The 23,832-nt window shown below is 45.0% G+C and carries 24 protein-coding genes and 1 pseudogene; 12 read left to right on the top strand and 13 right to left on the bottom strand.

Features of this window, described 5'->3' with window-relative positions; translation table 11 throughout:
* Positions 1 to 24: 24 nt before the first annotated feature.
* Positions 25 to 1,032 carry a hypothetical protein gene (locus HRE53_RS03265; protein ID WP_212662199.1) on the bottom strand — a complete coding sequence of 336 codons (1,008 nt, stop codon included), beginning with the start codon at positions 1,030 to 1,032 and terminating at the stop codon, positions 25 to 27.
* Positions 1,033 to 1,604: 572 nt separating this feature from the next.
* Here HRE53_RS03265 and HRE53_RS03260 point away from each other — a divergent pair.
* The 3 genes from HRE53_RS03260 to tsaA all read left to right on the top strand — a co-directional run bounded on the left by HRE53_RS03260 (position 1,605) and on the right by tsaA (position 3,659).
* Positions 1,605 to 1,904, top strand: a complete 300-nt coding sequence (locus tag HRE53_RS03260; RefSeq protein WP_235109055.1) for a DUF4282 domain-containing protein — start codon at positions 1,605 to 1,607, stop codon at positions 1,902 to 1,904.
* Positions 1,905 to 2,176: 272 nt separating this feature from the next.
* The gene (locus tag HRE53_RS03255) at positions 2,177 to 2,908 is read left to right on the top strand and encodes a TrmH family RNA methyltransferase (RefSeq protein WP_235109054.1); all 732 of its coding nucleotides are present in this window, start codon (positions 2,177 to 2,179) and stop codon (positions 2,906 to 2,908) included.
* A complete protein-coding gene (gene tsaA / locus HRE53_RS03250) occupies positions 2,895 to 3,659 on the top strand; it encodes a tRNA (N6-threonylcarbamoyladenosine(37)-N6)-methyltransferase TrmO (protein ID WP_235109053.1) in 765 nt (254 codons plus the stop codon). The genes HRE53_RS03255 and tsaA overlap by 14 nt, the downstream gene beginning before the upstream one ends.
* A 42-nt stretch (positions 3,660 to 3,701) precedes the next feature.
* On the opposite strand, the gene HRE53_RS03245 is transcribed toward tsaA, so the two are convergent.
* Positions 3,702 to 4,580 (bottom strand): SH3 domain-containing protein, encoded by an 879-nt coding sequence (locus HRE53_RS03245; RefSeq protein ID WP_235109052.1) that lies wholly within the window; start codon positions 4,578 to 4,580, stop codon positions 3,702 to 3,704.
* Positions 4,581 to 4,981: 401 nt separating this feature from the next.
* On the opposite strand from HRE53_RS03245, the gene HRE53_RS03240 reads away from it, so the two are divergent.
* The 4 genes and pseudogenes from HRE53_RS03240 to HRE53_RS03225 all read left to right on the top strand — a co-directional run bounded on the left by HRE53_RS03240 (position 4,982) and on the right by HRE53_RS03225 (position 8,642).
* Positions 4,982 to 5,470, top strand: a complete 489-nt coding sequence (locus HRE53_RS03240) for a hypothetical protein (protein WP_235109051.1) — start codon at positions 4,982 to 4,984, stop codon at positions 5,468 to 5,470.
* 1,222 nt (positions 5,471 to 6,692) lie between these two features.
* Positions 6,693 to 7,211, top strand: a complete 519-nt coding sequence (locus tag HRE53_RS03235; RefSeq protein WP_235109050.1) for a class I SAM-dependent methyltransferase — start codon at positions 6,693 to 6,695, stop codon at positions 7,209 to 7,211.
* A 22-nt stretch (positions 7,212 to 7,233) separates the two neighbouring features.
* A pseudogene (locus tag HRE53_RS03230) lies at positions 7,234 to 8,332 on the top strand (IS630 family transposase).
* Between the two features lie 103 nt (positions 8,333 to 8,435).
* Positions 8,436 to 8,642: a hypothetical protein gene (locus tag HRE53_RS03225; RefSeq protein ID WP_235109049.1), complete on the top strand. Its 207-nt coding sequence runs from the start codon at positions 8,436 to 8,438 to the stop codon at positions 8,640 to 8,642.
* A gap of 387 nt (positions 8,643 to 9,029) precedes the next feature.
* Here HRE53_RS03225 and HRE53_RS03220 read toward each other — a convergent pair whose 3' ends face one another.
* From HRE53_RS03220 to HRE53_RS03210, 3 genes are all read right to left on the bottom strand, one after another.
* Entirely contained in the window at positions 9,030 to 9,263 is a 234-nt protein-coding gene (locus HRE53_RS03220; RefSeq protein ID WP_235109048.1) for a hypothetical protein, read from the bottom strand.
* Positions 9,264 to 9,521: 258 nt separating this feature from the next.
* Positions 9,522 to 10,721, bottom strand: coding sequence for a glutathione S-transferase family protein (locus tag HRE53_RS03215; protein ID WP_235109047.1), 1,200 nt, complete (start codon positions 10,719 to 10,721; stop codon positions 9,522 to 9,524).
* Between the two features lie 183 nt (positions 10,722 to 10,904).
* Positions 10,905 to 11,354 carry a phytanoyl-CoA dioxygenase family protein gene (locus HRE53_RS03210; protein ID WP_396133411.1) on the bottom strand — a complete coding sequence of 150 codons (450 nt, stop codon included), beginning with the start codon at positions 11,352 to 11,354 and terminating at the stop codon, positions 10,905 to 10,907.
* Positions 11,355 to 11,409: 55 nt separating this feature from the next.
* Here HRE53_RS03210 and HRE53_RS03205 point away from each other — a divergent pair.
* Positions 11,410 to 12,284, top strand: a protein-coding gene (locus tag HRE53_RS03205; protein ID WP_212662369.1) for an IS630 family transposase whose coding sequence is annotated in 2 segments (ribosomal slippage) — positions 11,410 to 11,739 and positions 11,742 to 12,284 — 873 coding nt in all. Because the reading frame shifts where the segments join, the coding sequence is not laid out codon by codon here.
* Here the strand turns inward: HRE53_RS03205 and HRE53_RS03200 are convergent.
* The 4 genes from HRE53_RS03200 to HRE53_RS03185 form a co-directional block, all read right to left on the bottom strand.
* Positions 12,281 to 12,571: a hypothetical protein gene (locus HRE53_RS03200; protein WP_235109045.1), complete on the bottom strand. Its 291-nt coding sequence runs from the start codon at positions 12,569 to 12,571 to the stop codon at positions 12,281 to 12,283. The genes HRE53_RS03205 and HRE53_RS03200 overlap by 4 nt on opposite strands.
* 99 nt (positions 12,572 to 12,670) lie before the next feature.
* Positions 12,671 to 13,051: a hypothetical protein gene (locus HRE53_RS03195; protein ID WP_235109044.1), complete on the bottom strand. Its 381-nt coding sequence runs from the start codon at positions 13,049 to 13,051 to the stop codon at positions 12,671 to 12,673.
* Between the two features lie 233 nt (positions 13,052 to 13,284).
* Positions 13,285 to 14,115: an IS1 family transposase gene (locus tag HRE53_RS03190; RefSeq protein ID WP_235108928.1), complete on the bottom strand. Its 831-nt coding sequence runs from the start codon at positions 14,113 to 14,115 to the stop codon at positions 13,285 to 13,287.
* Between the two features lie 7 nt (positions 14,116 to 14,122).
* The gene (locus HRE53_RS03185) at positions 14,123 to 15,100 is read right to left on the bottom strand and encodes an RluA family pseudouridine synthase (RefSeq protein WP_235109043.1); all 978 of its coding nucleotides are present in this window, start codon (positions 15,098 to 15,100) and stop codon (positions 14,123 to 14,125) included.
* Positions 15,101 to 15,187: 87 nt separating this feature from the next.
* On the opposite strand from HRE53_RS03185, the gene HRE53_RS03180 reads away from it, so the two are divergent.
* Positions 15,188 to 15,589 carry a hypothetical protein gene (locus HRE53_RS03180; protein ID WP_235109042.1) on the top strand — a complete coding sequence of 134 codons (402 nt, stop codon included), beginning with the start codon at positions 15,188 to 15,190 and terminating at the stop codon, positions 15,587 to 15,589.
* 656 nt (positions 15,590 to 16,245) lie between these two features.
* Positions 16,246 to 16,638: an AbrB family transcriptional regulator gene (locus HRE53_RS03175; protein ID WP_212662187.1), complete on the top strand. Its 393-nt coding sequence runs from the start codon at positions 16,246 to 16,248 to the stop codon at positions 16,636 to 16,638.
* A gap of 61 nt (positions 16,639 to 16,699) precedes the next feature.
* Here the strand turns inward: HRE53_RS03175 and HRE53_RS03170 are convergent, their stop codons facing one another.
* Complete coding sequence (locus tag HRE53_RS03170) at positions 16,700 to 18,442, bottom strand: N-acetylmuramoyl-L-alanine amidase (protein ID WP_235109041.1); 1,743 nt, start codon at positions 18,440 to 18,442, stop codon at positions 16,700 to 16,702.
* Between the two features lie 148 nt (positions 18,443 to 18,590).
* Positions 18,591 to 19,778, bottom strand: a complete 1,188-nt coding sequence (locus tag HRE53_RS03165; protein WP_235109040.1) for a DNA double-strand break repair nuclease NurA — start codon at positions 19,776 to 19,778, stop codon at positions 18,591 to 18,593.
* A gap of 65 nt (positions 19,779 to 19,843) precedes the next feature.
* On the opposite strand from HRE53_RS03165, the gene HRE53_RS03160 reads away from it, so the two are divergent.
* Positions 19,844 to 20,557, top strand: coding sequence for a phycocyanobilin:ferredoxin oxidoreductase (locus HRE53_RS03160; RefSeq protein WP_212662183.1), 714 nt, complete (start codon positions 19,844 to 19,846; stop codon positions 20,555 to 20,557).
* A gap of 448 nt (positions 20,558 to 21,005) precedes the next feature.
* On the opposite strand, the gene HRE53_RS03155 is transcribed toward HRE53_RS03160, so the two are convergent.
* Entirely contained in the window at positions 21,006 to 21,197 is a 192-nt protein-coding gene (locus HRE53_RS03155; protein WP_235109039.1) for a hypothetical protein, read from the bottom strand.
* An 84-nt stretch (positions 21,198 to 21,281) separates the two neighbouring features.
* A complete protein-coding gene (locus HRE53_RS03150) occupies positions 21,282 to 21,533 on the bottom strand; it encodes a DUF1830 domain-containing protein (RefSeq protein ID WP_212662181.1) in 252 nt (83 codons plus the stop codon).
* A gap of 758 nt (positions 21,534 to 22,291) precedes the next feature.
* On the opposite strand from HRE53_RS03150, the gene HRE53_RS03145 reads away from it, so the two are divergent.
* Complete coding sequence (locus HRE53_RS03145) at positions 22,292 to 23,533, top strand: ISAs1 family transposase (RefSeq protein ID WP_235107866.1); 1,242 nt, start codon at positions 22,292 to 22,294, stop codon at positions 23,531 to 23,533.
* Positions 23,534 to 23,832: the final 299 nt, after the last annotated feature.

Genomic DNA, 23,832 nt, shown 5'->3' with positions numbered 1-23,832 from the left:
GTCCGTTCAGCAACCCGCGTTCTTTTAGCTGAAATAAGCTTTGTATTTGTTATAGATAGCAACCCCAGGAATCGAAGTCCCAAATTCCTTCACCCTCTTATATTTCTTGGGGTTATATTCATTGCGTAGATTTTGGGCAATAGTAAAGTTCCTATACCACTCTTCAAGCAGTACCACTAACTCCTGAAACTTAGGATAGGCTGTTTTATATTTTTCTTCTAAAGCGACATACTGCAGCATGCGGCCAAAGGTTTTGGGGTTCACCAATGATTCTGGCATGCCTATAATTTCCCCCAACCGCTGAAAGGTTTCGTAATGGGCAATCACTTCCGTATTGAGGATGCCTAAGTCATGCAAGTCTAATCGATCTAATCCATCAATAATCTTGGCAACTGTATTGAGCATGGAATAGTTGGTCATTTTATGGCGTTTGAAGGAACGCAATAACCGAAATCCAAACCGATGTTTGGTGATCGTTTCTAAATTTTGATAATACTGCTGTAATACTTCTTTCCCTACCTCTGTGCGGAGTTGAGGTTGGACCTCCACAAATTTGGCATGTAGGCTATCAAGGAACTCAGCCTGCGGGATATTGCTTTGAAATAAAGCCTCAACATAGTCATAAAGGAGAGCATGTTTAGAACCATAGAACTTGAACTCCATGCGTTCCAAAGCTATGAATGTGTGTTTGGCAGAAATACCCGCATGCAAAAGCTGAAGATATCGGTCCAGATTCTCATATCCCTCATGGCTTTCAGCAAAAGCTCGCTTGAGCTTAACAAAGGCTAGGAACTCAGAATTGCCATATTTGCCATTGTCAATAGACAAAGCCCGCTTCACCAGTTTATGTATCGCCTGCAAAGCATCCGCATGGGTTTTAATCACTTTTTCAGGGACTTCTTCTTTCTTGCCCCCTTTGACCAAAGAGCTAATCCGCTCTGTCACACTCCGATCACCAATCAGAGGCCGATTCCACCAAGCTCGGTGTTGTTTTTGTTGTTGCGTACTATTTTCTTGTTCTAAAAAAGCCATAGTGGATACCTATTCGCAATCTTCTTCTCTCATTGGTTAAGAACCCAATCACGGGATGGCTAGAGAGGAGCACTCAGATTTATGGATATATGGGACTTGGGGGGCAACCAAGTGATTCCCAATTTAAGATACACAGATTTTGGTAAGAACTATCATGATTATCGTAATGATAAAAAAATCAGGCTTTATTTATCAATCCAGAGAAAAGTATATTTACTTTATTTTAAATCTGATATAAATTTTTTTAGTTATATTTTTTTTTGCTTGTAATCTATTTAATTTCTTTGAATACCAAGCCTGATTAATTTGATATTCAAGAGTGGGTCCAGTGTTTATAGTCAGCATAAGTGATTGAAATAGCTTAGAAGGAGTATTCATAAAAGATCAAATAAACCACTATACTTCAGTGGAAGTATAGAAAAATCGATAAATATTCATATATAAATACATATAATTAGGGTTATTTAGATTTAATGCTCTGAATAATAAAAAAAATATTAAAGTAGCCAGATCAAGCCCTTTTCTTCTAATAATGGAGGCCAAAATATAAAGTCAAGTGAGGGTAAATGAATATGGCATCTCGAAAAGGATTCTTTGCTAAGCTCTTTGATCTATCTTTCTCCGAATTTATCGCGATTCAAATCGCTGGAGTTCTCTATGGGATAGGTATTTTATTCATCGGCTTATTTGCTTTACTCATTTTAATTGGAGGTTTAACTCAAGGTGCACTACCCGCTATTGGTGCCTTGATTTTTGCTCCACTCGTTTTTGTACTGAATATTATTTTCTTCCGAATTACGTTGGAAGCGTTTATCGCTTCAATTAGAACCGCGGAAAATACTAGCCGAATCGCAAATTCAATTAATCGCTAGCCTATAGCGTTTTCTGCCTTTGCAACCCCATAGATTCCCCAGTTAAAAATCACTCCAGCTCATTCAAATCTATAAAACAGGATCTTGATTGGCATGCTTTTATCTTCCACACTGTTGAGGATAAAGGTGAAGCAAAGCCTATTTGGAAGATGAATTTGGACATCATGGCAGTTTTGCCTGGGTCAATCATGCTAGCGTCAATAGTTTGGAGAGAACCAAGCATTAAAGTTTATGCAGCGTACTCTCTGTGACAAGGCAAGTTTTGGACTTTCATGCAGTACTCATTCATCCTGGTTGAACCAGAAGTTCCAGAAAATTTGGGGGCTGCGGCTCGGGCTTTAAATACAATGGGCCATACGGATTTGCGGCTGGTGCGACCTCGATGCGATCGCAACTCAGAAAAAGCCCAAGTCCTGGCCCACGGTTCCCAAGCCGTCCTCAATGCGGCTCCCATTTATCAGACTTTATCAGAGGCGTTGCATGACATTGATTTCGCCTGCGCCACCACCGCCCGCCATCGCTATGAGAAGTATCAATATATTTCAGTGCGGGAGGTGCCCCAACAGTTACAAGCAAAGGGAGAGAGCCTACAGCACGTTGCATTTGTCTTTGGGGGAGAACGGTCTGGCTTGAATCGACAAGATATCGATCGTTGCGATCTGATCACGACCATTCCTCAGGACAATCCTCATCCTTCATTGAACTTGGCCCAGGCTGTGATGGTGTATAGCTTTATGCTGTCAGAGTCAGCAGTCCAAATTAAAGACCAGCGGCTGAATCGTGCCCCCATGCCCCCGCTCGAATATGCCAATCTCAAACACTCCTCCCTGCAGCTTATGGAGCGCATTGGATTGGCAGAACGCTATCAGAAATACGTTACTCGCGGTTTGGCACTATTGGGCGCTGAAGATCTATATTTACTGCATAATATTCGAGCCTGCTTTGATCGCACCTTAGATCGCCTAGAAGCCAAGCAGGGTAAAAATAATCATGCCGATCCCTAATCCCCTTTCCAACTTGAATGAGGTATCTTTAACCCCGATTGCCTATATTCGATCTTGCTATCCTGAACGCTTTGGTATTCCTCGACAGGCCGGATTAGTGGAGTCTGCAAAAGCAGCCATTGTCTTTCCCCACACCGATCAGCAGTGGCATTCATTGCGAGGAATTGAGAGCTTTTCCCATATATGGGTGATCTTTCTGCTACATGGTCAGTCCTTTTCCAAGTTTCGTCCCCTGGTGCGTCCACCTCGTCTGGGTGGGAACAAGAGCATGGGGGTTTATGCAACCCGCAGTCCCAATCGTCCGAATCAGATTGGACTGAGTGCAGTGCCTTTGGATCAAGTGGAACAGACCCCAACCGAAATATTGCTCCATATCCATGGAGGAGACTTTTTAGACGGTACACCCGTGTTGGATATTAAGCCCTATGTACCGTATGCAGATGCGATCGCAACTGCAACCAGTGCTTGGGCCGATGATGGAGATCCCCTATTGCCTGTGGAATGGAGTCCCGAAGCAACGGCTAACCTCATCTCAGCATTGACGGGGGATCGAAATGAAATCCAACCGATGATTTCGGATGTGATTGCCCAAGATCCTCGCCCAGGTTATGAGCGCAGGAAAGATGGTCAACCCGGGCAAGAGTGGAATATGCGGCTAGCAGGGTTTGATATTTTCTGGAAAGTCGAGGCAGGAATAGCAACAGTCACTCGACTATTTCCCCTATCCAGCTCCGATGACATCCCCAGCTAATCAAAACTGGATCTAGGGGGTCAGACATCAGCCGTCTGCTTTTTAACTACACAGAGCAGGGGCAAAATCTTGCTGTCCTCTCCCCTGATGACACTGATAACGACCGCCCGCCCATTCAATCGCCCAAATTTGATTCTCCTTTACCAAATCAACTCGGATCTGTGAGGCTCGAACCGAATCATCCATGCAAGGTTCTTTTGCGGGACCACTATGGATGACAACCGTTACGCTTGAAGCACTATGTTCGGTTGTATGCACTTCAGTGGGTTTACATTCGCCTGAGTTAGGAAACCCAGACAGTCTCAAGGCAACCGTAGGTGCCTCGGCAAGCCAAGATTCTTGCCGTTGCTTAGCAGTGGCATAGGTTTTATTAAAGGAGGCAAGCCAAGGATCAGTCTCGAAATTGTAAGGGCGATATTCTGATTTGGGCAATAGTGAAGTAGTGGATCTAGAAATAAAGTCTTCGCGAATCCAGCCTTCAGCCTGGGACTGGTCAAAGCGAAGATAGTACCAGGTGGCATCTCCTTCTCCTTTCGCTTTTTGGAGCAGGGTGACTGCATCCCCTTTGTAGCCAAAATGTTTGGCCTTGGAGCGAGTGGAGGGTTGCGATCGCACATTAATACGAGAATTCAGATCTTTGCTCGCGAGTTGAGCTGGCGTCGGTTTGATTTTTTCAGCGATGTAAGTGACTTCCCGGATTTCCCCTTTATCGGAAGAAGAACTACCAGATTTGCCTATCTTGTCTAAGTCTTTACTGAGCGGGCCAGATCGACCTGCCCCAGACTGCTGACGATCTGATGGAGTCCCAGAGGGGTTAGGTGAACTTGTATCGGCTGAAGTTTGTTGACAAGCCTGAATGGATAAACCCAAGCTCAAGAGGCAAAGGGGCAAAACAAAGCTAAATCTTTGATTCCGTCTCATTCCAAACTATCTCAAAGCTGAATTTCATGCCCACAGTATAAAATTCATCCTTGTTTTTGCCGATGACAAAGATCACTAGGAAATGTTAAACCACTATTAGGGCCTATTTTAGTCATCTTCAAACGGCACTTGATCCTAATTCTTTTTGTGTCGGAAAATTATCACAATTTGGGAATTATAAGTGTAGAGAGTTTAAGCATTATTTGCTTGATTGAATATTTGCCTAGGCTTCAAGAAAAACAGGTATATGTGCTTACCTATTTTTGAGCTGATTTAGAATTTTCATCTTCTTGATATTGACGAAAAGATATAATTTATCGAATTGAATTTTTCCTTGTTCGATAGATTTCAATCCTAATCAACTGAACCCTCTCTATCAATGGTTGGCAAGTGAGAAATTTATGGAGAGAAACCTCTTACAAATATCATTGAACCAATTCTTCGGTTTTTCAATCTATGGGATAGGTGTTTCAGTTCTTGGATACAGGCCTTTTCCCAACGGTCTCTATCGTGTGACGCTTTGGATTACTATATTTTTTATCCCTATTTTTCCCCTAGCATCACGTATAGTCCGTCCCTTTAAGTTCGAATATAAGTCTGCTAATAGAGCATTGATTGGCGATAGTTTTGGGTTCAATATTATAGGTCAAGAACCCTTACATTTAGCCAATATCATCCGGACTTATATTCTAGGCTGGAGTTTAGCTTTTTTAGCTTTAACACCCGTTGTCATCTGCGTTCAATATGGGCAAAATTATTGGCCAAATGGTGGTTCACCAGAGTGGTTTGTTTTTCTGACAGTCGCTAGTGTTATTTGGCCCATTCTCATCCTGGGTATCCTCAATCACCGAAAAAATCGGATTCATGAAGGGTTAGTCAGAAAAGGATAATACTTCATTGGCCTTTTTCGACCTTCATTGAATATTGTTCAAGGCTTGATTCTCTTTGTTGCAACTGTAGAATAAAGCTGATCTATATGATTGGAGACTTGTAGGATTTACATGTAGGTAGCTAATCTCGAATCAATTGATTAGCCGTAGGTACGCCTTCATTCGTAAACTAATCTTGACATGCCATACGGGCCAGGTTGAAGGGAGACAATGGGCGAGCTAGGTCGTAGCGACTTTCATAGTTTGTGGGGATTTAGGATAGTAATGTAGCGCTGGGTGGGGGTGCAACTGCAGTGGATGCACTTAAGCCAAGTGCCAATACAGCAAGACCCGCAAATGTCTGCTGAGTTAAGGCTCTATCGTTTTTCTTGAGGCCTTTCTCTTACTAATTTACGAGGGGAGTCTGAAGAAGGTCTGATGGAACGCTGTGGCAATTCCATGAACTTCTTCAGTGATTTAAGAAAGTATCTTGAGAAATCTGAGAATGGTATGGATTACCGAAGTCTTGTTCTATTAGAAGAACAACTCAGCCTGTAGAAGAAGAGGAATTATTGATCGGCATGAAGGACCCATGCCTAGTGAGATTTATGGATAAGACATGTTAGAAAAAAGGCTATCCAAGATCTAGTATTAGGATTTTTAGATAGGGAGCATGTCACCTTTGTAAGCTAGTATTTATACTCATCTCAAAAATCCTTGCTAGCCTTGCTTTCAGGCATCAAATTTTTAATTCCAAACTTTGTGCATTTGCAAAGGTGACATGCTCCCTTTAGATATTTCTATCACTATTGTGATTTGTTCTGACGGCAAGAGGATGCTCTACTAGGAGTACAAATCTTATACAGTTTGATTTAGAAATTAGTTTATTAAGCATGTAGTGTTTACCCTCATCTCTGAGATAATGGGCTTTATCAGAGATGACTTATTAAGTCGCCGAAATCCTATAAAAACTAAGATCTATGAGTTCAGTTTAATCGATCTTAAAGATGCCATAGTTATTGCCTGGTAAGGGATGTAGCTTTTATGGGATTTGCTTTATAAATCAGCTCTCACAGTTGATATTGGACTTGATAAGGTTGGAATGCATCGTGGTTTTTGAGATAGGAATAACCCTGGGATTTAGAAAGAAAAAGGTTAAATAAAATTATCTCAGTAACTTGATATTCATCATATTTATTTGTCTATCGACGCTACTTGCTAAAACTTAATTAGGGGAAATAGTATGTCTAAGACAAGGGATGACGTTGGTTTTACCGCCAAAAATATGGCTGCTGGACGTGCATATGAAACGAGAAGATCAGATGCATTATTCATTGATCCCTTTGCTGAGAAGCTAGCAGGTAAAGAGGTTCTAGAAGATGTAATTCCCCGGCTAGAAGCAGATGAAAAAGCGGGAAAGCCTTTTACCTCAATTCGAACGCGTTACTTTGATGACTTGATCCTAGGGCATTCTCAAAATATTCAGCAAATTGTTCTGTTAGGGGCAGGTCTGGATACCCGAGCTTTGCGTATGGAATGGGCCGCTGACACTCATGTTTATGAGATTGATCAAAGTAATATATTGACCTACAAAGAATCAGTTCTAGAGGATATTCAGCCTACTTGTAATCGGCATGCAATCGCAGCTGATTTGAAAGACTCTCTTTGGTCTGAGATGCTGATTAAACAAGGCTATCAACCGTCAAAGCCGTCAATTTGGCTCCTGGAAGGGGTTCTATATTATACTGCAGACGACTTGTGACTTAACATAGTAGCGGAGAGATTTGGCACACTGGGAGTATCCCCCCACCTACTCTCTTACTTGCATGATTAAAATTGATTTCACCGCAGAGGAAATCCAACACCTCAACTACGAACGCTATCATCATCCTCACCCACGGGTGCAGCGACGGATGGAAGTGCTCTACTTGAAAAGTCAGGGTCTTCCCCATGCCCAGATTTGTCAGCTTTGTCAGATTAGTCGTCCGACCTTAGCTAAAACCCTTCGTCAGTATCAACAAGGCGGAATTGAAGGACTGAAGACCCTGGAATACAAAGGTCAACCTAGTTCACTCAATGCTCATAGCGATAGTGTGAGAGCCTACTTTGAGCACCACCCGCCCCGCACCAGTGCAGAAGCCCAAGCAGTCATTGAACAATTGACAGGCATTAAGCGTTCTCCAACCCAGATCAAAGCCTTCCTCAAGCGCATTGGTTGTCGCTATCGAAAAGTGGGGTATGTGCCGGGAAAGTCGAGTCTGCCCGAGAAAATTGAGGAGCAAGAGCAGTTTCGACAAACTCGCCTTGAACCCTTATTAGAGGAAGCTCAACGCCAAGAGCGTCTTGTCTTTTTTGTGGATGCTGCTCATTTTGTTCACCGGGCTTATCTGGGGTTTCTCTGGTGCCTTCGTCGGATCTTCATCCCGTCTCCTTCTGGCCGTCAACGATTCAATGTTCTGGGTGCACTCAACGCTGTCACCAAAGAAGTCACCAGTATCACCAACCACACCTACATCAACTCTCATAGCATGTGTCTGTTGCTAGCCAAGCTGGCACTACTCGACCCAGTCATACCCATCAGCGTCATTTTAGACAATGCCCGATATCAAAAAATGCCAGCTGGTGACTGACTTTGCTGAGATCGTCGATATTGAGTTAGTCTATTTGCCCTCCTATTCACCCCATTTGAATTTGATTGAGCGGCTTTGGCGCTTTGTGCGCAAGGAATGTCTCTACTCGAAGTATTATGCCGATTTTCACTCTTTCAAAGGGGCCATTCAACATTGCATTGATCAATGCAATGGAGAGCACAAGGCGAAACTAACAAGCCTTCTATCACTCAAGTTTCAGTCTTTTAAAGAAGTTAATATCTTAGCCGTCTAGAGTATATCTGAATGAAGAAGAAGTTCATAATTTGCTGACAACAATCACAACTTTGTCTGTTAAGGGAAGTTGGTTTGGGGCTGATGTTATCAACTCTGTAATAATGAACGGCCAGGATAGCTGGGCTAAGTATTGGCTGTCTTGTTGTGATGATCCGGAGGCTTTCTTTGAACAGTATGGTTGGCAGGCATCAGCGATTCAACCTGGTGATGAAGGTGCCTCGTTTGGCCGCTTCACATTCCAATTCCCAGATCCTAGTCTTCCTGATCAGCCTCATCTGTATTTTATTGCTGCCTGTAGGCAAGAGTAGTTGCACTCTAATTGGAATAGATTGCCTTCAACATTTCCCCATATTTGATTGCTAGGTTGGTGGTGGAGTTCTTTGTGAACTCTCTTATCTATGACTTAGTACAGAAGGCTATCCTCCCCCTAAAGAAGCTGTGCTTTAGGGGGAGCTTTTTGAGTGACTGAGCTGGGTGGGTATTTAGGGGGGTAACCTGTGCCACTCCATGAATTGCTGCATGAGATCGCGTTGTGTAACATCCTTAGATACTAGGCTGAACTGCTTGGTGGTATTGACTTTCACTTAAAACATCTCATAGTTATGGAGCTGGCCTTGATACCAACGATAGGTATTGCCATCGGTATGGGTTTTTGTTACAGATGCAGCCTGAAAGTCAGCTAGTACTGCCTGTCCTCAGATAGCTTGAATCAGCTCAGTCCCTTTGTCCTGGTTGGTTTTCTCAAATGTAATGAGGCCAGAGCAATCTGATAGTCCAGTCCAATAGCAGGCTGGGCGGTAATCAATATTTTCTGTTTTTACCTTCTCCGCTTGATCCATAAAGACGGTGAGATGAACTTTCCCTCCCATCCCTTCAAAAGAGGTATCCAGATCTGATTGATTCGGTTTGTACTTTTGGGTGGTCTGCAAAGGAGGGACTTTGGCTAGCTCAGTATTAGATTGGCCTGCGTAGTTTCCTCAAGACCAACTTATTGCTTCGACTTTGGTCATGCCGGGGAGAGCCTAAGCCGATGAGAGAGTACTGCAAGATGCGATCGCAACTAGCAATCCCGTCAAAGCTTTATTCATCGTCCTCTAGCCCAGTCACTATCTTTGTTCTAATGGCCCTAAAGAATGGTCACAAGGACACCGATCATACTAACCACGGCATCCTGCCCAGCTTATGACTTATGCCTTCGCGAAGTTCATGGGATCTTGGTCACGACGGTGGCGCACAGGGATGGGTGTCCCTTGACGGTTGCCAACGAGAGCGGCTGTCGTCTCTAGAGATGCCTTGAGACGTTTGGCTGCATAGATGGACATATCCCGCGGAACACTGATGCGATCGCGCAAGTACCGCAGGCCAAGATCCGAACCAGGCGGAGGCGAACACACCTCACCCGTAATCAGATGGGTCAGAGCACAGCGCAGAGCTTCATCAAATAACTCATCATTGGCAGGATTGACCTTAATAATATTCTCGTGATGCTTGACCATTCGATGCAACGCTTCCGCCCGAGAAGTTGCGGGTTCAGGATAGGTGACATCTGGTAACTCTGTCCAGGGGCCATTGTCTACCCGATTCCTATTGATGGCAGTTTGCGGATCATCATTTTTATAGCATCCACCCATTTGCGGCGGTAAGTCATGGGCATGGGTATGGAAATCGCTTTGAGTACCTCGGTAGGTGGGCCGACTTTCCATGGCATCAAACCAATCCGAGAACCAAGGATTCTCCTCTCTTAGTGAGTAGCCCTTGTAGTAGTAGAGGCTGGCATTCATCCGCTCGACATAGGGGGTGAAAATAGCGTCTGCTGTACCAAACTCTTCCAAAAAATAAGGGCCTGGAGTCTGGCTAAGGGCAGCTTCGACCTTTTTCACCACACTGACAAACTGTTCGCGATTACGCTGATCTTGTTGAGGACGAGAGGGATAGCACAACCAAGTACACCAAGCCCGAAATAGCAATCGCTCTAGTTGGCGCAAAGGCATAACCGCCGGATCTTTCATGCCCTTTCCCATGGGACCAAACTCTTTTTCTAGGGCAATTAGAATATCATCACTTTCGGTGATGACCCGACCATTGAGCTCCAGTGCAGGCAACATCCCAGAGGGGACAATCTGCTTATACCACCGCTCTTTCTCCCCATAACAAAACATCGTCACTTTCTCGATTCGATAGGGAATCTGCTTCTCTTCTAGCCATAGCCAAATTTTCTGGCAGTAGGGGCACCAGGCATGATTATCACGGAATAACGTCACCCGGACATCGTCTTCGGATTGTCCAAATAAACGCAGGCAAGATTGAGAATTGGTGGGACCGTTTGCAGGATCCAAATGGAAGTCGGTACGGTCAGCTAATTCAGGCCAGCTCAGGGGAGTACTCATGGGAATATATAGGGTGACACAAAGCCATCGGATTATAAAGGGTTCTGAGGTTCATTTGCACAGCAGAGCTGGGAGGTTAACCTCCCCTTGAACATTCAAGGAGCAATCGTTGTTGATGGATAGAATATATCCTCGTCTATGGCATTTCCCCATTTTTCTTAGCCTATAGGGCCCTGCATTGATTTAAATAGCTTCATGCCAAACCAATCCATTCGGGAGTTGGCGAGGGCCACAGAGAAAATGTAAAACTCGTCGATGTTGGGGAAGGGCCATCTTGCTGGAAGCATGTAGGAGCAAAGGACGCATGGCTAACACTCCTCCTGTGGTTACTAAGCAAGACATATCACCGGAGTGATCCCGCAGTTTTGCAATCATCGGATCAGTAAGCCGCCCCTGTTGATGAGAGCCGGGCACCACTTTTAGAGGACCATTATCCTTTGTGCAGTCATCTAAATGAACACGGAGAGCAAGCAACCGTTTCAAAACCTCAACGGGTGGTTGCACGAAAGATAGGCCTTCCTTTTGAGATATTCCCAACTGAGTGGTAACAGCATTTGGTTGAACTGCAATACTGACATCTTGATGCAGTGCCACTAACCAATTTTGATCAGGAGATTTTTCAAAATATAGCAAGCGCCATTTTATTCAGGACATAATAAACTAGAGATACTGTTATGTCTTTCAATGGATGCCTAAAATCTACAGCTACGATTTACGTTGCAAAGTGATCGATGCTATTGAACTTGATGGCATGCCTCCCTCAGAAGCGAGTGACACCTTTCATATCAGTCGTAACACCATTAATCTATGGCAACGTCTCAAAGCAGAAACAGGTGATCTTCATCCCATCCCTAGACAACACCTTGGCCATAGCCACAAAATCACAGACTGGGACAAGTTTCGAGCTTTTGCTCAAGAACATCGCTATAAAACCCAAGCTCAGATGGCCGAGTTGTGGGAGGGGCAAATCAGTGAGCGTACTATTTCAAGAGCGCTGAAGAATATTGGATTTACTCGAAAAAAAAGACCTATGGCTACCGCCAACGTGATGAGCACAAACGGGCTGAGTTCGTCCAAAAGTTAACAACAGTAGACCCAGACGATATTGTCTATGCTGACGAGTCAGGGATGGACAATCGAGATGAGTATGACTATGGCTATGGTCCCAAAGGTGAGCGGGTCTATGCTTTAAAGTCTGGTAGCAGAAGTGGACGAGTCAATATGATTGCAGCTTTGAGAGGAAAGCAGCTCATGGCCCCGTTCACGATTGAAGGGGCTTGCAATCGCACCGTATTTGAAATTTGGCTTGAGACTTGTTTGATACCGATGCTCAAACCGGGGCAGAAGTTAGTCATTGATAATGCCACCTTCCATAAGGGAGGGCGAATTGAGCAACTGGTAGAAGCCGCAGGATGTGAAGTGTGGTACTTGCCACCCTATTCTCCTGATTTGAATAAGATTGAACGGTCGTGGGCTTGGATTAAAAGTCGAATTAGACACCAATTAGAGCACTTCGGTTCACTTAGAGAAGCAATGGAACATGTGTTGTACCTAGCGTCCTAATTAGAGTGGCGAATGCTATAGGTGCATTGATTGATAACGGGATTTGGTCCTAATAACGGAGAGATTAGTGGATGGGATTTAAGGCTTCTTGCCAGTTCTTGGCACCACTCGAAAGCTAATAATCGTCGGGTTCCAGGTTTTGATTGGGTAACCTCTGCAAGATTCTCAGATATCTGATGGCAGGTTTGGTCAGAAAAGATGTGGGGCAGGATAACATAGCCCTGTTGATGCAACTCTGCTTGGGTATTGCGAATAAATGAGGGTAGAGATTGCTCCAAAAGAGTCATAAAAAGATCGTCCTAGGGCAAGCGGTTGAATTTAAACTGTTCCGGGACAGGGCTGAGTTCTAGCGCTTAAATAGCACTCGCTGCGGATTGACCTGCAGGTTAAAGTATTTTGATTAGGTCTTCTCTCACCCATCCATTCTCTGCTTGATGCAAAATCTGGTTAACATAGCGAATTTTGTACCATTTATAACCATTGCTTTTATAGGAAGCAATAACATCGACTTCAAGCCCTCTAAAGCTACTATATCCAACTTGATAGCCTGTTCCAGGACCTCGACGAATATTGATCTTCGCCTTAGCATCATCGCAATATAGAACCCCATCATAATTGAGATTTTTTTGCTCTGCTTTGGCCAGCCAATGAGCATTTTGAACTTCTAGATAATGGCTGGCATGGGATGAAGGGGCAAAATTCAAACTGGCTAAACTGACTAATCCTGCCACAGTTGCAATGCTGAAAACTCTAATGCTGTGATTCATGTCTTTCCTCACCTGTTTCTCTAGACACGAATATAAGAGGACTCGAAAGCTTTTCGTGTGATCCGACTCATGTCAGATGTGTGATTCTAGCCATCCTATGCGCGAAGAACTTCTTTACAGCTTCGCGAATAGGATAGCCGGAAAGTGAGATGCAGACTGAAGCCCATGGCTCGATTATTTGAGACACGCTAAATCCAACGGTCTATTTCACTCCGAAGTGAGACGGTCGTGCCTCAAATAATTGTGGGGTAGCAAAGAATGTCATTCCAGTTCCATGGGCAATCAGCTAATCCTGCTCGTTGGGCCGCAGTCGTTTTGAATCGGCTGTGAGTCCAAATCCAATTAAAATAGCTCACCCCTAACCGAGCCGTAACCTTCGTTTGCTCCCAAACTTTGCCAAACTTATTTTGGCGGCGATGCCATCGACCTGTTTGCTGCCGAACAATCCCATTGGTACGCTCCAATCGTTGAGTTCGGTCTTTACCAATGTAGTGGATAATGTCTGGCCCTAAGATGCGCTCATAACCGCCCCAATCATCACTATTCCAAAACTTGCAATCGGTCTTGCCTTCAGTGCTGGTCATCAGTTCATCCAACAATGAGTCGGTATGCTTGCCCACCCGACAGGTCAATATCAAACCACTGGTGTTGGCCAACGTAATCGCCATCCAACAATCGCCCACCTCTAGCTCTGATGGTCGGCAATGTTTTTGCTTTTTTTTCACAAAGGACCACATCTCATCGGCACTGACATCATCGGTGCTGACTGCTTGAACGTTGCCATTATGAAGTTGCTGAGAGCGTTGGCTAGCAGAACGCACGAGGGAGACAACCGTGTTGTAGGAAAGCCCAGTGATTCGGGCAATGCCTCTGAGACTCGTGCCTTCTGCATGAGATTGGAGAACTTGATGGATCGTCTCTCGGCAGGTCTGTCGACGATAGTAAAGGGTATCAAAGGTTTCAGTGAAAGTTCGTTTACAAATAGGACAGTGATACCGTTGTTTCTCATTGGCCATCTTGCCATGCTTATAGGCTTTGGGATGACCGCACAATGGGCATTGCATGGTTACTCTAATAGCAGAAGGAATGTATTATTCTATCTGACCCACATTTGATTGAATCACAACCAGTGAGACGCAGGGGGGCTGGTGGATCACTCATAACCTGCATTAGATCCTGGGTCCTTGGGTGGCTAAATTGCAAAGAAAAAGCATGGAGACAATAACCGCAATCTCCAGGAACAGGTCGTGACAGATCCTCAAGGCTTGCAGATGGGGGTTGTCCTCCTACCCCATACAGTGGGTCGCCGAGCAAAGGATAGCCCATGGTTGCTAAATGAATTCGAATCTGGTGGGGACGTCCAGTGGTGATTGTCACTGCCAGTAGAGTGGACTCTGAGCGTCGTTGAAGAACTGTACAAGCGCTATGAGCAGGGCGTCCTTTGGGGGTGGCGGCGTAGATATATCCCAAGCCTGGATAAGGCACCTTGCCAATAGTCTGGGTAATTGCAAACTGTTCGGCCAGTGGGCGAGCAGTTTGTTCGGGACCGATCAACGCTCGATACACCTTTTGAATTTGCCGATCCCTCATTTGCTGACTCAAAGCAGCGCGAGCTGGTTGCGATCGCGCCATCAATACCACCCCCGATGTCCCGCGCCCCAAGCGATGAATGGGAAAAGGAGTCCCGTGGGGAAAGTGTTGTTGCACCTGATGAATCAAGGTATGTTCCAAAAAACCACCCCCCGGAAGCACCGGTAGTCCTGAGGGTTTATGGATGGCCAATACTTCCGCATCTTCGTATAAAACGTCAAAGGTCAAGGGTACCTTTGGCTCCTGCCACGGGGGACGGTGGTAGGCCAAATTCTGCCCTTGCTTTAATACCGTACCTGGGGAAGCTCGCTGACCGTCTAAGTGCACCTGTCCCGTTTCAATGCGGACTTGCCATTCTGTTCGACTCGAATGCCGGTATCGTTGGGCATAAAATCCTAAGAGCGTCAGTCCTGCCCCAGCTCGATCCACTTGATTGTGATAGGTCCATCCTTGATTCATCTCTCAACGCTAACGCAAAGTGTCGCCCCATCCCGTTGAGACCCAAGCATCGGTAGAATTGAAACGCAATTCTTTTCGGATGAAAGCATGTACCAATTCAAGTCATTACCGTGGCAACAACTGCTCAATGCCTCTGTGATTACCCTTGTCTTGGCTTCTGGGATTGACTATGGGCTGACCCTGATCTTACCGGCATCGTCACAAGTGCAGATTGGGTCAATATTGGGTCCTCCCTGGAGATTGCTCTCTTCGGCTGCCATAGATATGGCTATCGGCATCCTTGGCGTCATCATTTTGGAACGAGTCATAGGCTCTAGACGACGGATCCAGGTATCAACCCTATGGGGCTTGGTCCTTTGTTTATTGATAGCTCTAGTCTTAAGAGCATCACTTCCTATTCCGGGACTCTTTTTAGGTCCTTTACATCAAATTACGATTGTCGGCCTTTTGTTAGGGGTCTTTAGTAAAGGCCAGCAATATCGGCACTAGATTGGCGACTTGTCTGTTTATCCTGTACTGAACTATCTGGTCAATACTTATGGGTCAGCAGACATTTATATTTCCTTAATCTCAAGTACTTGAATGAGGGGTTGTTGCAGTCAATCTTAAGAGACTTAGAACAAAAGCATTAAATATCAGAAAACTTCTACTAGACTAAGAACTTGTACATTTTGGGTATTGAAATACCTTGCTTTTTTTTAGTCTATAACTAACGCCTTTATGGATGATGCTAGTTGAGTCAACCCTCACCCAGACTTGATTCTAGTGCATCTAGATATTAGGTATTCCTAGTTCTATTGAGTCATTTCTATGGCTGAGTCAGATTTTGACTATGAACACAATTAGGGTTGGCCTAAACAAAAATCAGTTCCCTAGTGAAAGGCGTGATCTGACTATCTATAATTCCTGCCTTCATCCTAACCCTCAATTCTTGGCAACTTGATATATACTTTACTGGATATCTTTCTCTAGGTAATCTTGGATACCTTATCCAAGACTAAATCTTATCATCAGGGTAAAAAAATGAATCAATTGCTATTGTTGACCTATTCATTTTTTTCTTTTGCTATAGTAAAAAAAAGCTTACCCAAAATAAGCGATACCCTGATTCCTTTCTGTTGTGTTTATTACTGCATTAGAGACCTATGCCTAAACTAAAGAAAAAAACGGTTAAGCCATTGACCGGAGAGAAACTATTAACCAAAATCAAAGCGCTGGGTGATTTAAGCCGAGAGGACAAAGCCAAAGCTTGTGGCTACTACTCCTTCGACCCAGATGGGTCAGAGCGCCTGAATGTGATGGCTTTTATGAATGCTGTCCTGGATGCTGAAGGAGTAGACCTTGATGCTCAGCCGACCAGTAACGGAACTGGTACGTCAGGACGTCAACCCAGCTATATGGTGTCTGTTCAAACCAATGGCAATTTGCTAGTTGGCGCGGCTTACACCAAGCAAATGGAATTGACGCCTGGTGATATGTTCGAGGTGACCTTGGGGCGCAAGCATATCCACTTAACTAAAGTTGAAACGGATAGCTAGTTAGGGAATTCGTTGTACTCTTCAGGTTGGGTGAGCTGAAGAGTAGCTCCAAAGATTAGCTTTATTGTTTTGAGAACCATGCTGCGATCGCATCTGCCATACTAACCGCCAACTGCTTCTGAGCCTTTGGATCTGTAATCCACTCGAACTCCGTCGGATTAATCATAAATCCCAACTCCATCAATACCGTCGGCGCTACCGTTGGTCGAGTCAACGCCAAATTATCCCAAAAAATACCATAGTCAGGACGCTTCAAATCATCGACTAGGTAATGATGTAAAAAGACTGCCAAATCATGGCTTTGGGCATGGTACCAGAAGGCCCCAATCCCTGCAGTATTCACAGCATCACCACTATCGGGCAAGGCATTATAGTGAACACTAATGGCAATGGTCGGTTCTGTTTTATTAATGACATCCACCCGATCCTGGGGATAGAGGTCATCATCCCCTTCGCGAGTCATCACAACGGTTGCCCCCCGCTTCTTTAATTCTTCCTGGAGTAGTTTACTGACGACAATGGTGACTTCTTTCTCGGGTAAACCCGTGGGGCCTCGCGCACCTAGATCATGCTCGCTGCCATGTCCTGGATCCAGCAAAACTTTCACATTGGCAAGTCCCTTGCTTTTAGGAGGATGCCGGAGGGACAAAATTAAGCTGGTGCCTTCGTAACGTAGCTTATAGCCCCACTGTTGTTTTGGCTTCAGGTTAAATTTATACTCCACGCGGCCTGGTGCAGGCTGCTGCCAATCTAACCGTCGAATCACTGGGTCATCATTCATAAAAATGACATCCGTTTGGGCCGTGGTGTTATGAAGGGTCAGGGTAAAGGTTTGATCACCCTGAGTCACACTAATCGGTACCGGATTTTGCAATGGAAATACCACTTCAGTCCACCCAGGCGTTTGGCGACTGCGAAGACTGCGAATAATAGAATGGGGCAGAATATTTTGGGATAGAGGACGAGTTTCTTTCTCTTTGATCCAAGCACCATAGTCCAATCGCAACCATTCCCCCTCTTGTCCGGTGATGCGAGCTTGCGTTCCTTTCGGTAAGGGCGTTAACCGAGAGTAATTCGTACTCGGTCCCGTGCGCGACACTCCTTGGTCACTTGTGACCTCAATAACGGAAAAATTTTGAGGGGAAAGAATTTCAATCGTACTGGTCCCCGTCCGCTGGATGCTTTGTCCATCTTTGGTCAGCTGAAACACAGGCTTGCCCAAAACGCCGGGTTGAGAAAAGGTGGTACACCCTTTGTAAATGCCTGGCTTCTCCGACGTTTGCGGTTGATTTTGTTGAGTTAGTGCAGCCGAGTTGGGGGGTAAATTGACGGACTTTTCTTGGGATTGCAGGGGAACTGTTTGTGGACCAATTTTGACCGAGAGCTGAGCATTGGGTTTGGCAATGGTGCTAAAGCAAACGGGTTCATTCGGGAGTTTAGCAATCTCTGTATTGGGCTTTAGGGAGTCTGCCGACAAGCCTGCAGTGGATGAGGGAGAAACTGCCGTGCGGGTGATTTTGAGGGTTTGAGTTTGGTCACCATACTGAAGTGTAAAGGTATTCTCACCAATCTCTAGGGGAAAGCTGGGGGCAAAGTTCCCGGTCGGGCTGCGATCGATCGCCTTACCATTTACTGTCACATCACCTTTGGCCGGGGCAGTGCCAATCAGAAAAATCTGAGCTGCAGTGGTTTTATGCCCATCGGCAGGGTAGACCACGCCTAAGGCATCTCCAGCAAAAGCGGCATGGGGATAAACCAAACTTAAGCTCCCAGCAAGAACTGCTAATCCCAAAATGCGCTTCATGGACTCTACCCTTCACATCCACTTCAATCAACCGTAATCCTGTGTCCCTGTCAATATTCAGGACTCTAAGGTGATGATTATAGTTGCCAAAATGGGCAGAATTTTACTTTTGAAAGCCGCTTTTTACCGACACGATAGAAGTGAACAGCTAGTTACCTCGACGCAGGACTTTACTAATCATCTTTCGGGAGAATCGGAGATTGATCTCTTCTTTCTCGGCCCATTCTTGCAGAAGGCGGAAGAAGACCTGGCGATCTTCGGCTTGGAGGACTGCCACACGATCGGCTGTTTCGATTACATAGGGATACCCACCCCCAATGATCACTTCCCCTCGGACAAAATCTAACACCGTGGAATGTAATCCTGCCTCATAAATCCATACGGGCATTTCAATACGGGCAGGGGGGCCTTCATGGGTTTTTAGATAGGTAAAGGCTACGGATTCCGCTTGGTCTCCATAATCTTGGAGGATGCCTTGATGACTGGTTTCACCTTTGCGATCGCATCTAAAGATCGGCGTGCGATCGCCCCAGTTCATATTCACTCCCAACAAAGCCGCATCATTAAGGGACGGGGCTTCCGGTAGTTTCTTTAAGCAATGCAAAAGCTGAACTAAATCTCGGGCTCGAGACGTATCGATGTAGGCCACTAAGGGCACTCGAAACTTTTCACTGGCCTGCAATAGCTCTACTAATTGCTGAACATAAAATCTTCGGCATTCTGCATCAAACTTTTCTGCAAACGTAGCCACTAGTGAGCCATCCAGAAAGACTAAACAATCCGAACGATTAGTATGACTCTCCATAAATTCGATCATGCGCTGGATTTCCATGCGAAACCGGTGCATGTTAACCAGTCGATCCATCGGAGTACTCCGATCTTGTGGCTTTAGATCTTCTGGGGACAAAACCTCTAAGCGCACATCCTTGTCATAGCTGCCCAAGGGCAAATGGGGATTCTCAAACCAGCCCACTTGCACCATGCCAATCGGAATAGAAATGTCTTTACTGGGATAGACTTGAGATCCATCCACCGCAAAGGTGGTAATCCCCATCAGCCGTTCCCGCACCCATTCCAGGCTTTGCTCTCGGCTAGACCACTTAAGCTTAGAAGGAATGATCCAGTTGGGGCTATTCCCTAATGCCTCTAATGGGCGCCCTCCTGGATTGTGGTGATCCATTAACCCTTGTGTGATTTCAGCATCAGGCTGTTGGGCAACCTTACTTAATGCTTTACGATATTTCTCTAATACTTTGAGGGTTGTTTGGTGAAAATCCTGGAACTCAGTCTGTTTTCGATCTAAAGCTTGTAGGATTTCAGACGGCTTGAGTGGCATGATAAACCCTTATTTTCAGCCCGTTTTTTTTACTCTACTACCAACTGGTAGTGAATTTTGTATCTATGTCTTTACGTCAGCAACAGCACCCACTCATTCAGGAATGGGCCAATCGGATTGAAGCAATTTGGACCGACTATTTAGAGTTATCAGACTATCCCCTTCCCTCGGAATTCGGGCATGTTGAAGGACGCCTCGAAGGCGAGTTCCTAGTCATAGAAAATATTTGTTACCAGGCTCCACCGTTTCGCAAACTCCATTTGGAGTTAGCCCAGGTGGGCACGGGCTTAGATATCTTGCACTGCGTCATGTTTCCCGAACCGCAGTATGCCTTGCCTATGTTTGGCACCGATTTGGTCGGTGGACGGAGTGGCATTAGTGCTGCCATTGCCGATCTGTCCCCTACAGTTAATGGAAAGTTATCGCCGTCATACCACAAACATCTCCAGGGTTTACCCGATTTAAAGTTTTCAGAGCCTCGACAACTACCCGAATGGGGAACTATTTTTTCTGAGTTCTGCCTGTTTATCCGGCCACGAACATCCCAGGAAGAAACTCAATTTTTAGATCGAGTCTCAGCCTATTTAAGTTGGCATTGTCAGCAAGCCATAACAACTCAACCTGTGCCTGAATCGGAGATTGATCGACTCATAGCTGGACAACGACGGTACTGCCAGCAACAACAACAAAATGACAAAACTCGACGGATTTTGGAAAAGGCATTCGGCGATGAGTGGGCAGACCGTTATATGACAACCGTTTTATTTGACTGCCCTTAATTTCATCCAACATTGCCTTGCTCTGCCTATACTTGCCTTTCTTGGATAGGCATAAATTAGAGAGCATTAACCAATCGAAAAGACTTAATTTCAATCTCATTCGTTGAGTTCTGCTGTACTCTACCGAAATGATGAAAACTCGGATTTAACCCTTCACAATAGATGGTTGTAAAAGGAACAGCCATTCAAGAATATGGTGCTGCTGACACTATGGTAGTAACTCCAGCAGCATGGAAATGGCCCCAATTTTGCCATTGACGCTTGAGTAATATTTCGTGATGTAGTTGGAAGACTATCGTATTTTTTGAATTGCCTACAAATTTGGGGCCATTGAGCCTTTTGGTTGAACTAGACCTACCCTTCGATAACGGCTTCAGAGCAATTCAAACAAGCCTCTATCGTCAATATTTTGACCCAAAAATTTCCACAAAAATGTTGTGTCTAGTGCCTACTGACTCTCTTTGTATTGGTTCGGCTGACACTCAATCACCACATCCATAACCGTGGGCATCGTAATGATAAACCGCTCAACTCCAATATCTAGTCGGGCAATGGCGTCACCAGCTGATAATAGATTCTCTGGATCCTGTGGATGATGACAGTAAACATAGACCGTTTTCTGCGCAGGTTCATAGCGCATCCGGCAACCCTTCCACCATGGAAACTGATGGCACAAATAACCTGAAAGCAGTTCGATACAGCTCATTAGTATTCCTCAGAAACTCTAAGCTGCTTTAACAGCCAGCCGCCTACAGGGAATACAGTCTACTTGGATAGCCGTAGCGATTTCGCTGCTATGGATCTCGAGATGTGCGGCTCGTGGCGCATCAAACACTAGGGTCTGCTTGGGAAAAACCACCCGCTCAAAATACCAGTTTTCAACGTTGGTGATCCGCACGACTTGAACTCTAGGTGATGGGTTAGAGTAACTGCAGAACGTGGATTTTGTTTTCTGAGGCTCAAGCGTTTTAATCATAGGAAATGCCCAGCCAGCCTTTGGATCTTTGATCCAAAGGCTGGTTAAATAAAGAATTGAAACAGAGATTTATAAGCTGGCCAGCGATTTTTATCAGAAAGGACACCTTTCTTTCGGGACATTTTCCTTTATAGGAATTTGTCATGCTTATTATGACAATAATATTAACTTATCTATAGTTTCTTAAGCCAAAACCTTTATGATGTCTTTATATTTGATTTCATCAATACCAGCCTTAAATTCCTGAATAAAGTCAGCTTCCTGTTACCATGACTCATTTTGAAGGATCAGCTCTTCAGTATTTCATTTATTCACCTAATGATCGGTAGGGGTAAGCTCACCCTCCATCAGATGAGTCGTAGTCGAACTAATGTTTACGCTTCTTAAGTTAATTCTCAGCTAGAGAAATTAGTGAAGCACACAGAGTACTAGAGTACCCATCCCTATTTTCTGACATCCACTGCTGACACCTTTATCTCTTGGCTCACGCTGATGTTGTCATCAGCTTTGCGATGTCGATATTCGAAAATCTCAGTTGGAGATGCTTTGGATTGGCTTGTTCCAGTGAGGCAGAAGCTAAAAGAATAGCAATATGCCAAGAATCGATTTGCCAAATCTTGTACTCAAAACAGAGTAAGTCAAGATAGATTTAATATCTTCCACTAAATATTTATATTCGCCCAGAAACCAGGGGCAGCGCAAGAAAAAATGAAGCTGTAATATGCTATGGAACTCCATTCTGTTAAAAGGGTTTCCCCATGGCTACAGGATTCAGCAAGCCGCCTTCCTCACCAGCTTCCACTGACTCATCCTCGTCACTCCTGCCTGCCAGTGATTGCGATCAGGCTTATCAACAGTTGTCCGAGTGTTTTGAAGATTTGCCTGATCCACGGGGAGGCCAAGGTGTCCAGCATCCGTTTGTCAGCATCGTCGTGATTGGACTATTGGCAAGTTTAGGTGGCGCACAAGGGTGGGAAGACATTGAAACCTATGGTCTAAGCCATCAAGATTGGTTGTCGAGTTTTCTGAGCCTACCGTCTGGGATGCCGACAGCAGACACCTATCGACGAGTGTTTGAGCGTATTTGCCCCTCCGCTTTTGAGCGGAGTTTCAATCACTGGTTGGATCAGGTAGTGACAACCCTCGGCGCTCAAGTGATACCGATTGACGGCAAACAACTCAGAGGTTCCTATGATCGCAATCAAGACCAATCCGCATTGCATCTGGTCAGTGCTTGGGCCAGTGAGTATCGGTTATTTCTAGGACAGGTCAAAGTTGCAGACAAGAGTAACGAAATTACCGCTATTCCAGCACTGCTAGAGCTATTAGACATTGCCGGGTGCATTATTACCATTGATGCAATGGGAACTCAGCACGAGATTGCCCGCCACATTCAAGCTAAAGAGGCTGACTATGTGCTGGCCCTCAAGGAGAATCATCCCACGCTGTTTGAGCAGGTTGAGCAATGGTTTGAAACGGCTGAAGCGAATGAGTTTAAGTGCATTGAGCACAGCTATGATGCGCGGGTGGAAGCAGGGCACCATCGTCGCGAGAAACGACAAGTTTGGGCCGTGTCCCTTCAACAGATGGGTCCTCTGTACAAGCAGGCGCAGTGGAAGGGCTTGCAAACCATCGTCAAGGTCGCTCGAACCCGTCACTTGTGGAACAAAACCACCTATGAGGTGATGTTTTATATCAGTTCTCTACCGCCAAATGCTCAGCAGTTGGGCAAAGCCATCCGCCAGCATTGGTCGATTGAGAACCAACTCCACTGGGTCTTAGACGTGACCTTTGGCGAAGATGCTAGCCGCATTCGCACAGGACATGCGCCGGAAAACATGGCCATCCTGAGACGCTGGAGCATCAACCTTCTCAATCAAGAAACGTCCTTTAAGAAAAGTACCCGTCAAAAACTAAAACGGGCGAGCATGGATGAAGCGTATATGCTCAAAGTTCTAGGCGCTTCTCTTCCTTTACAGTCTAGCCTTTCAGAGGCTTGATTTTCTTGCGCTTACCCTGGCCCAGAAACGAGGAAATCAGCAAAATTTACCTATATATCAGTAGATTGAGTTGTAACTCTTCATCCATTGACTTAGATATTGATCCCAACTATTTGCTAGTGAGAATAAGCGTTTGGGCAAACTAATAATTAAGCATTCAAGCCTATAAAGATCGATTGATATTTAATTTTTAAGAGCTAAAAAGCTGAATCTAGCTATCAGTTTTATTCTAGGGCTAGGGGGATAGGAGATGGACCAAATCATAAAAAGGCCTCATTTATTGGGGATTATCTCATTTT

It is taken from the genome of Acaryochloris sp. 'Moss Beach' (genome assembly GCF_021497025.1).
GTDB lineage: Bacteria > Cyanobacteriota > Cyanobacteriia > Thermosynechococcales > Thermosynechococcaceae > Acaryochloris > Acaryochloris marina_A.
The sequence above is the reverse complement of the archived record's forward strand: the minus strand, read 5'-3'. Positions and strand labels throughout refer to the sequence as shown.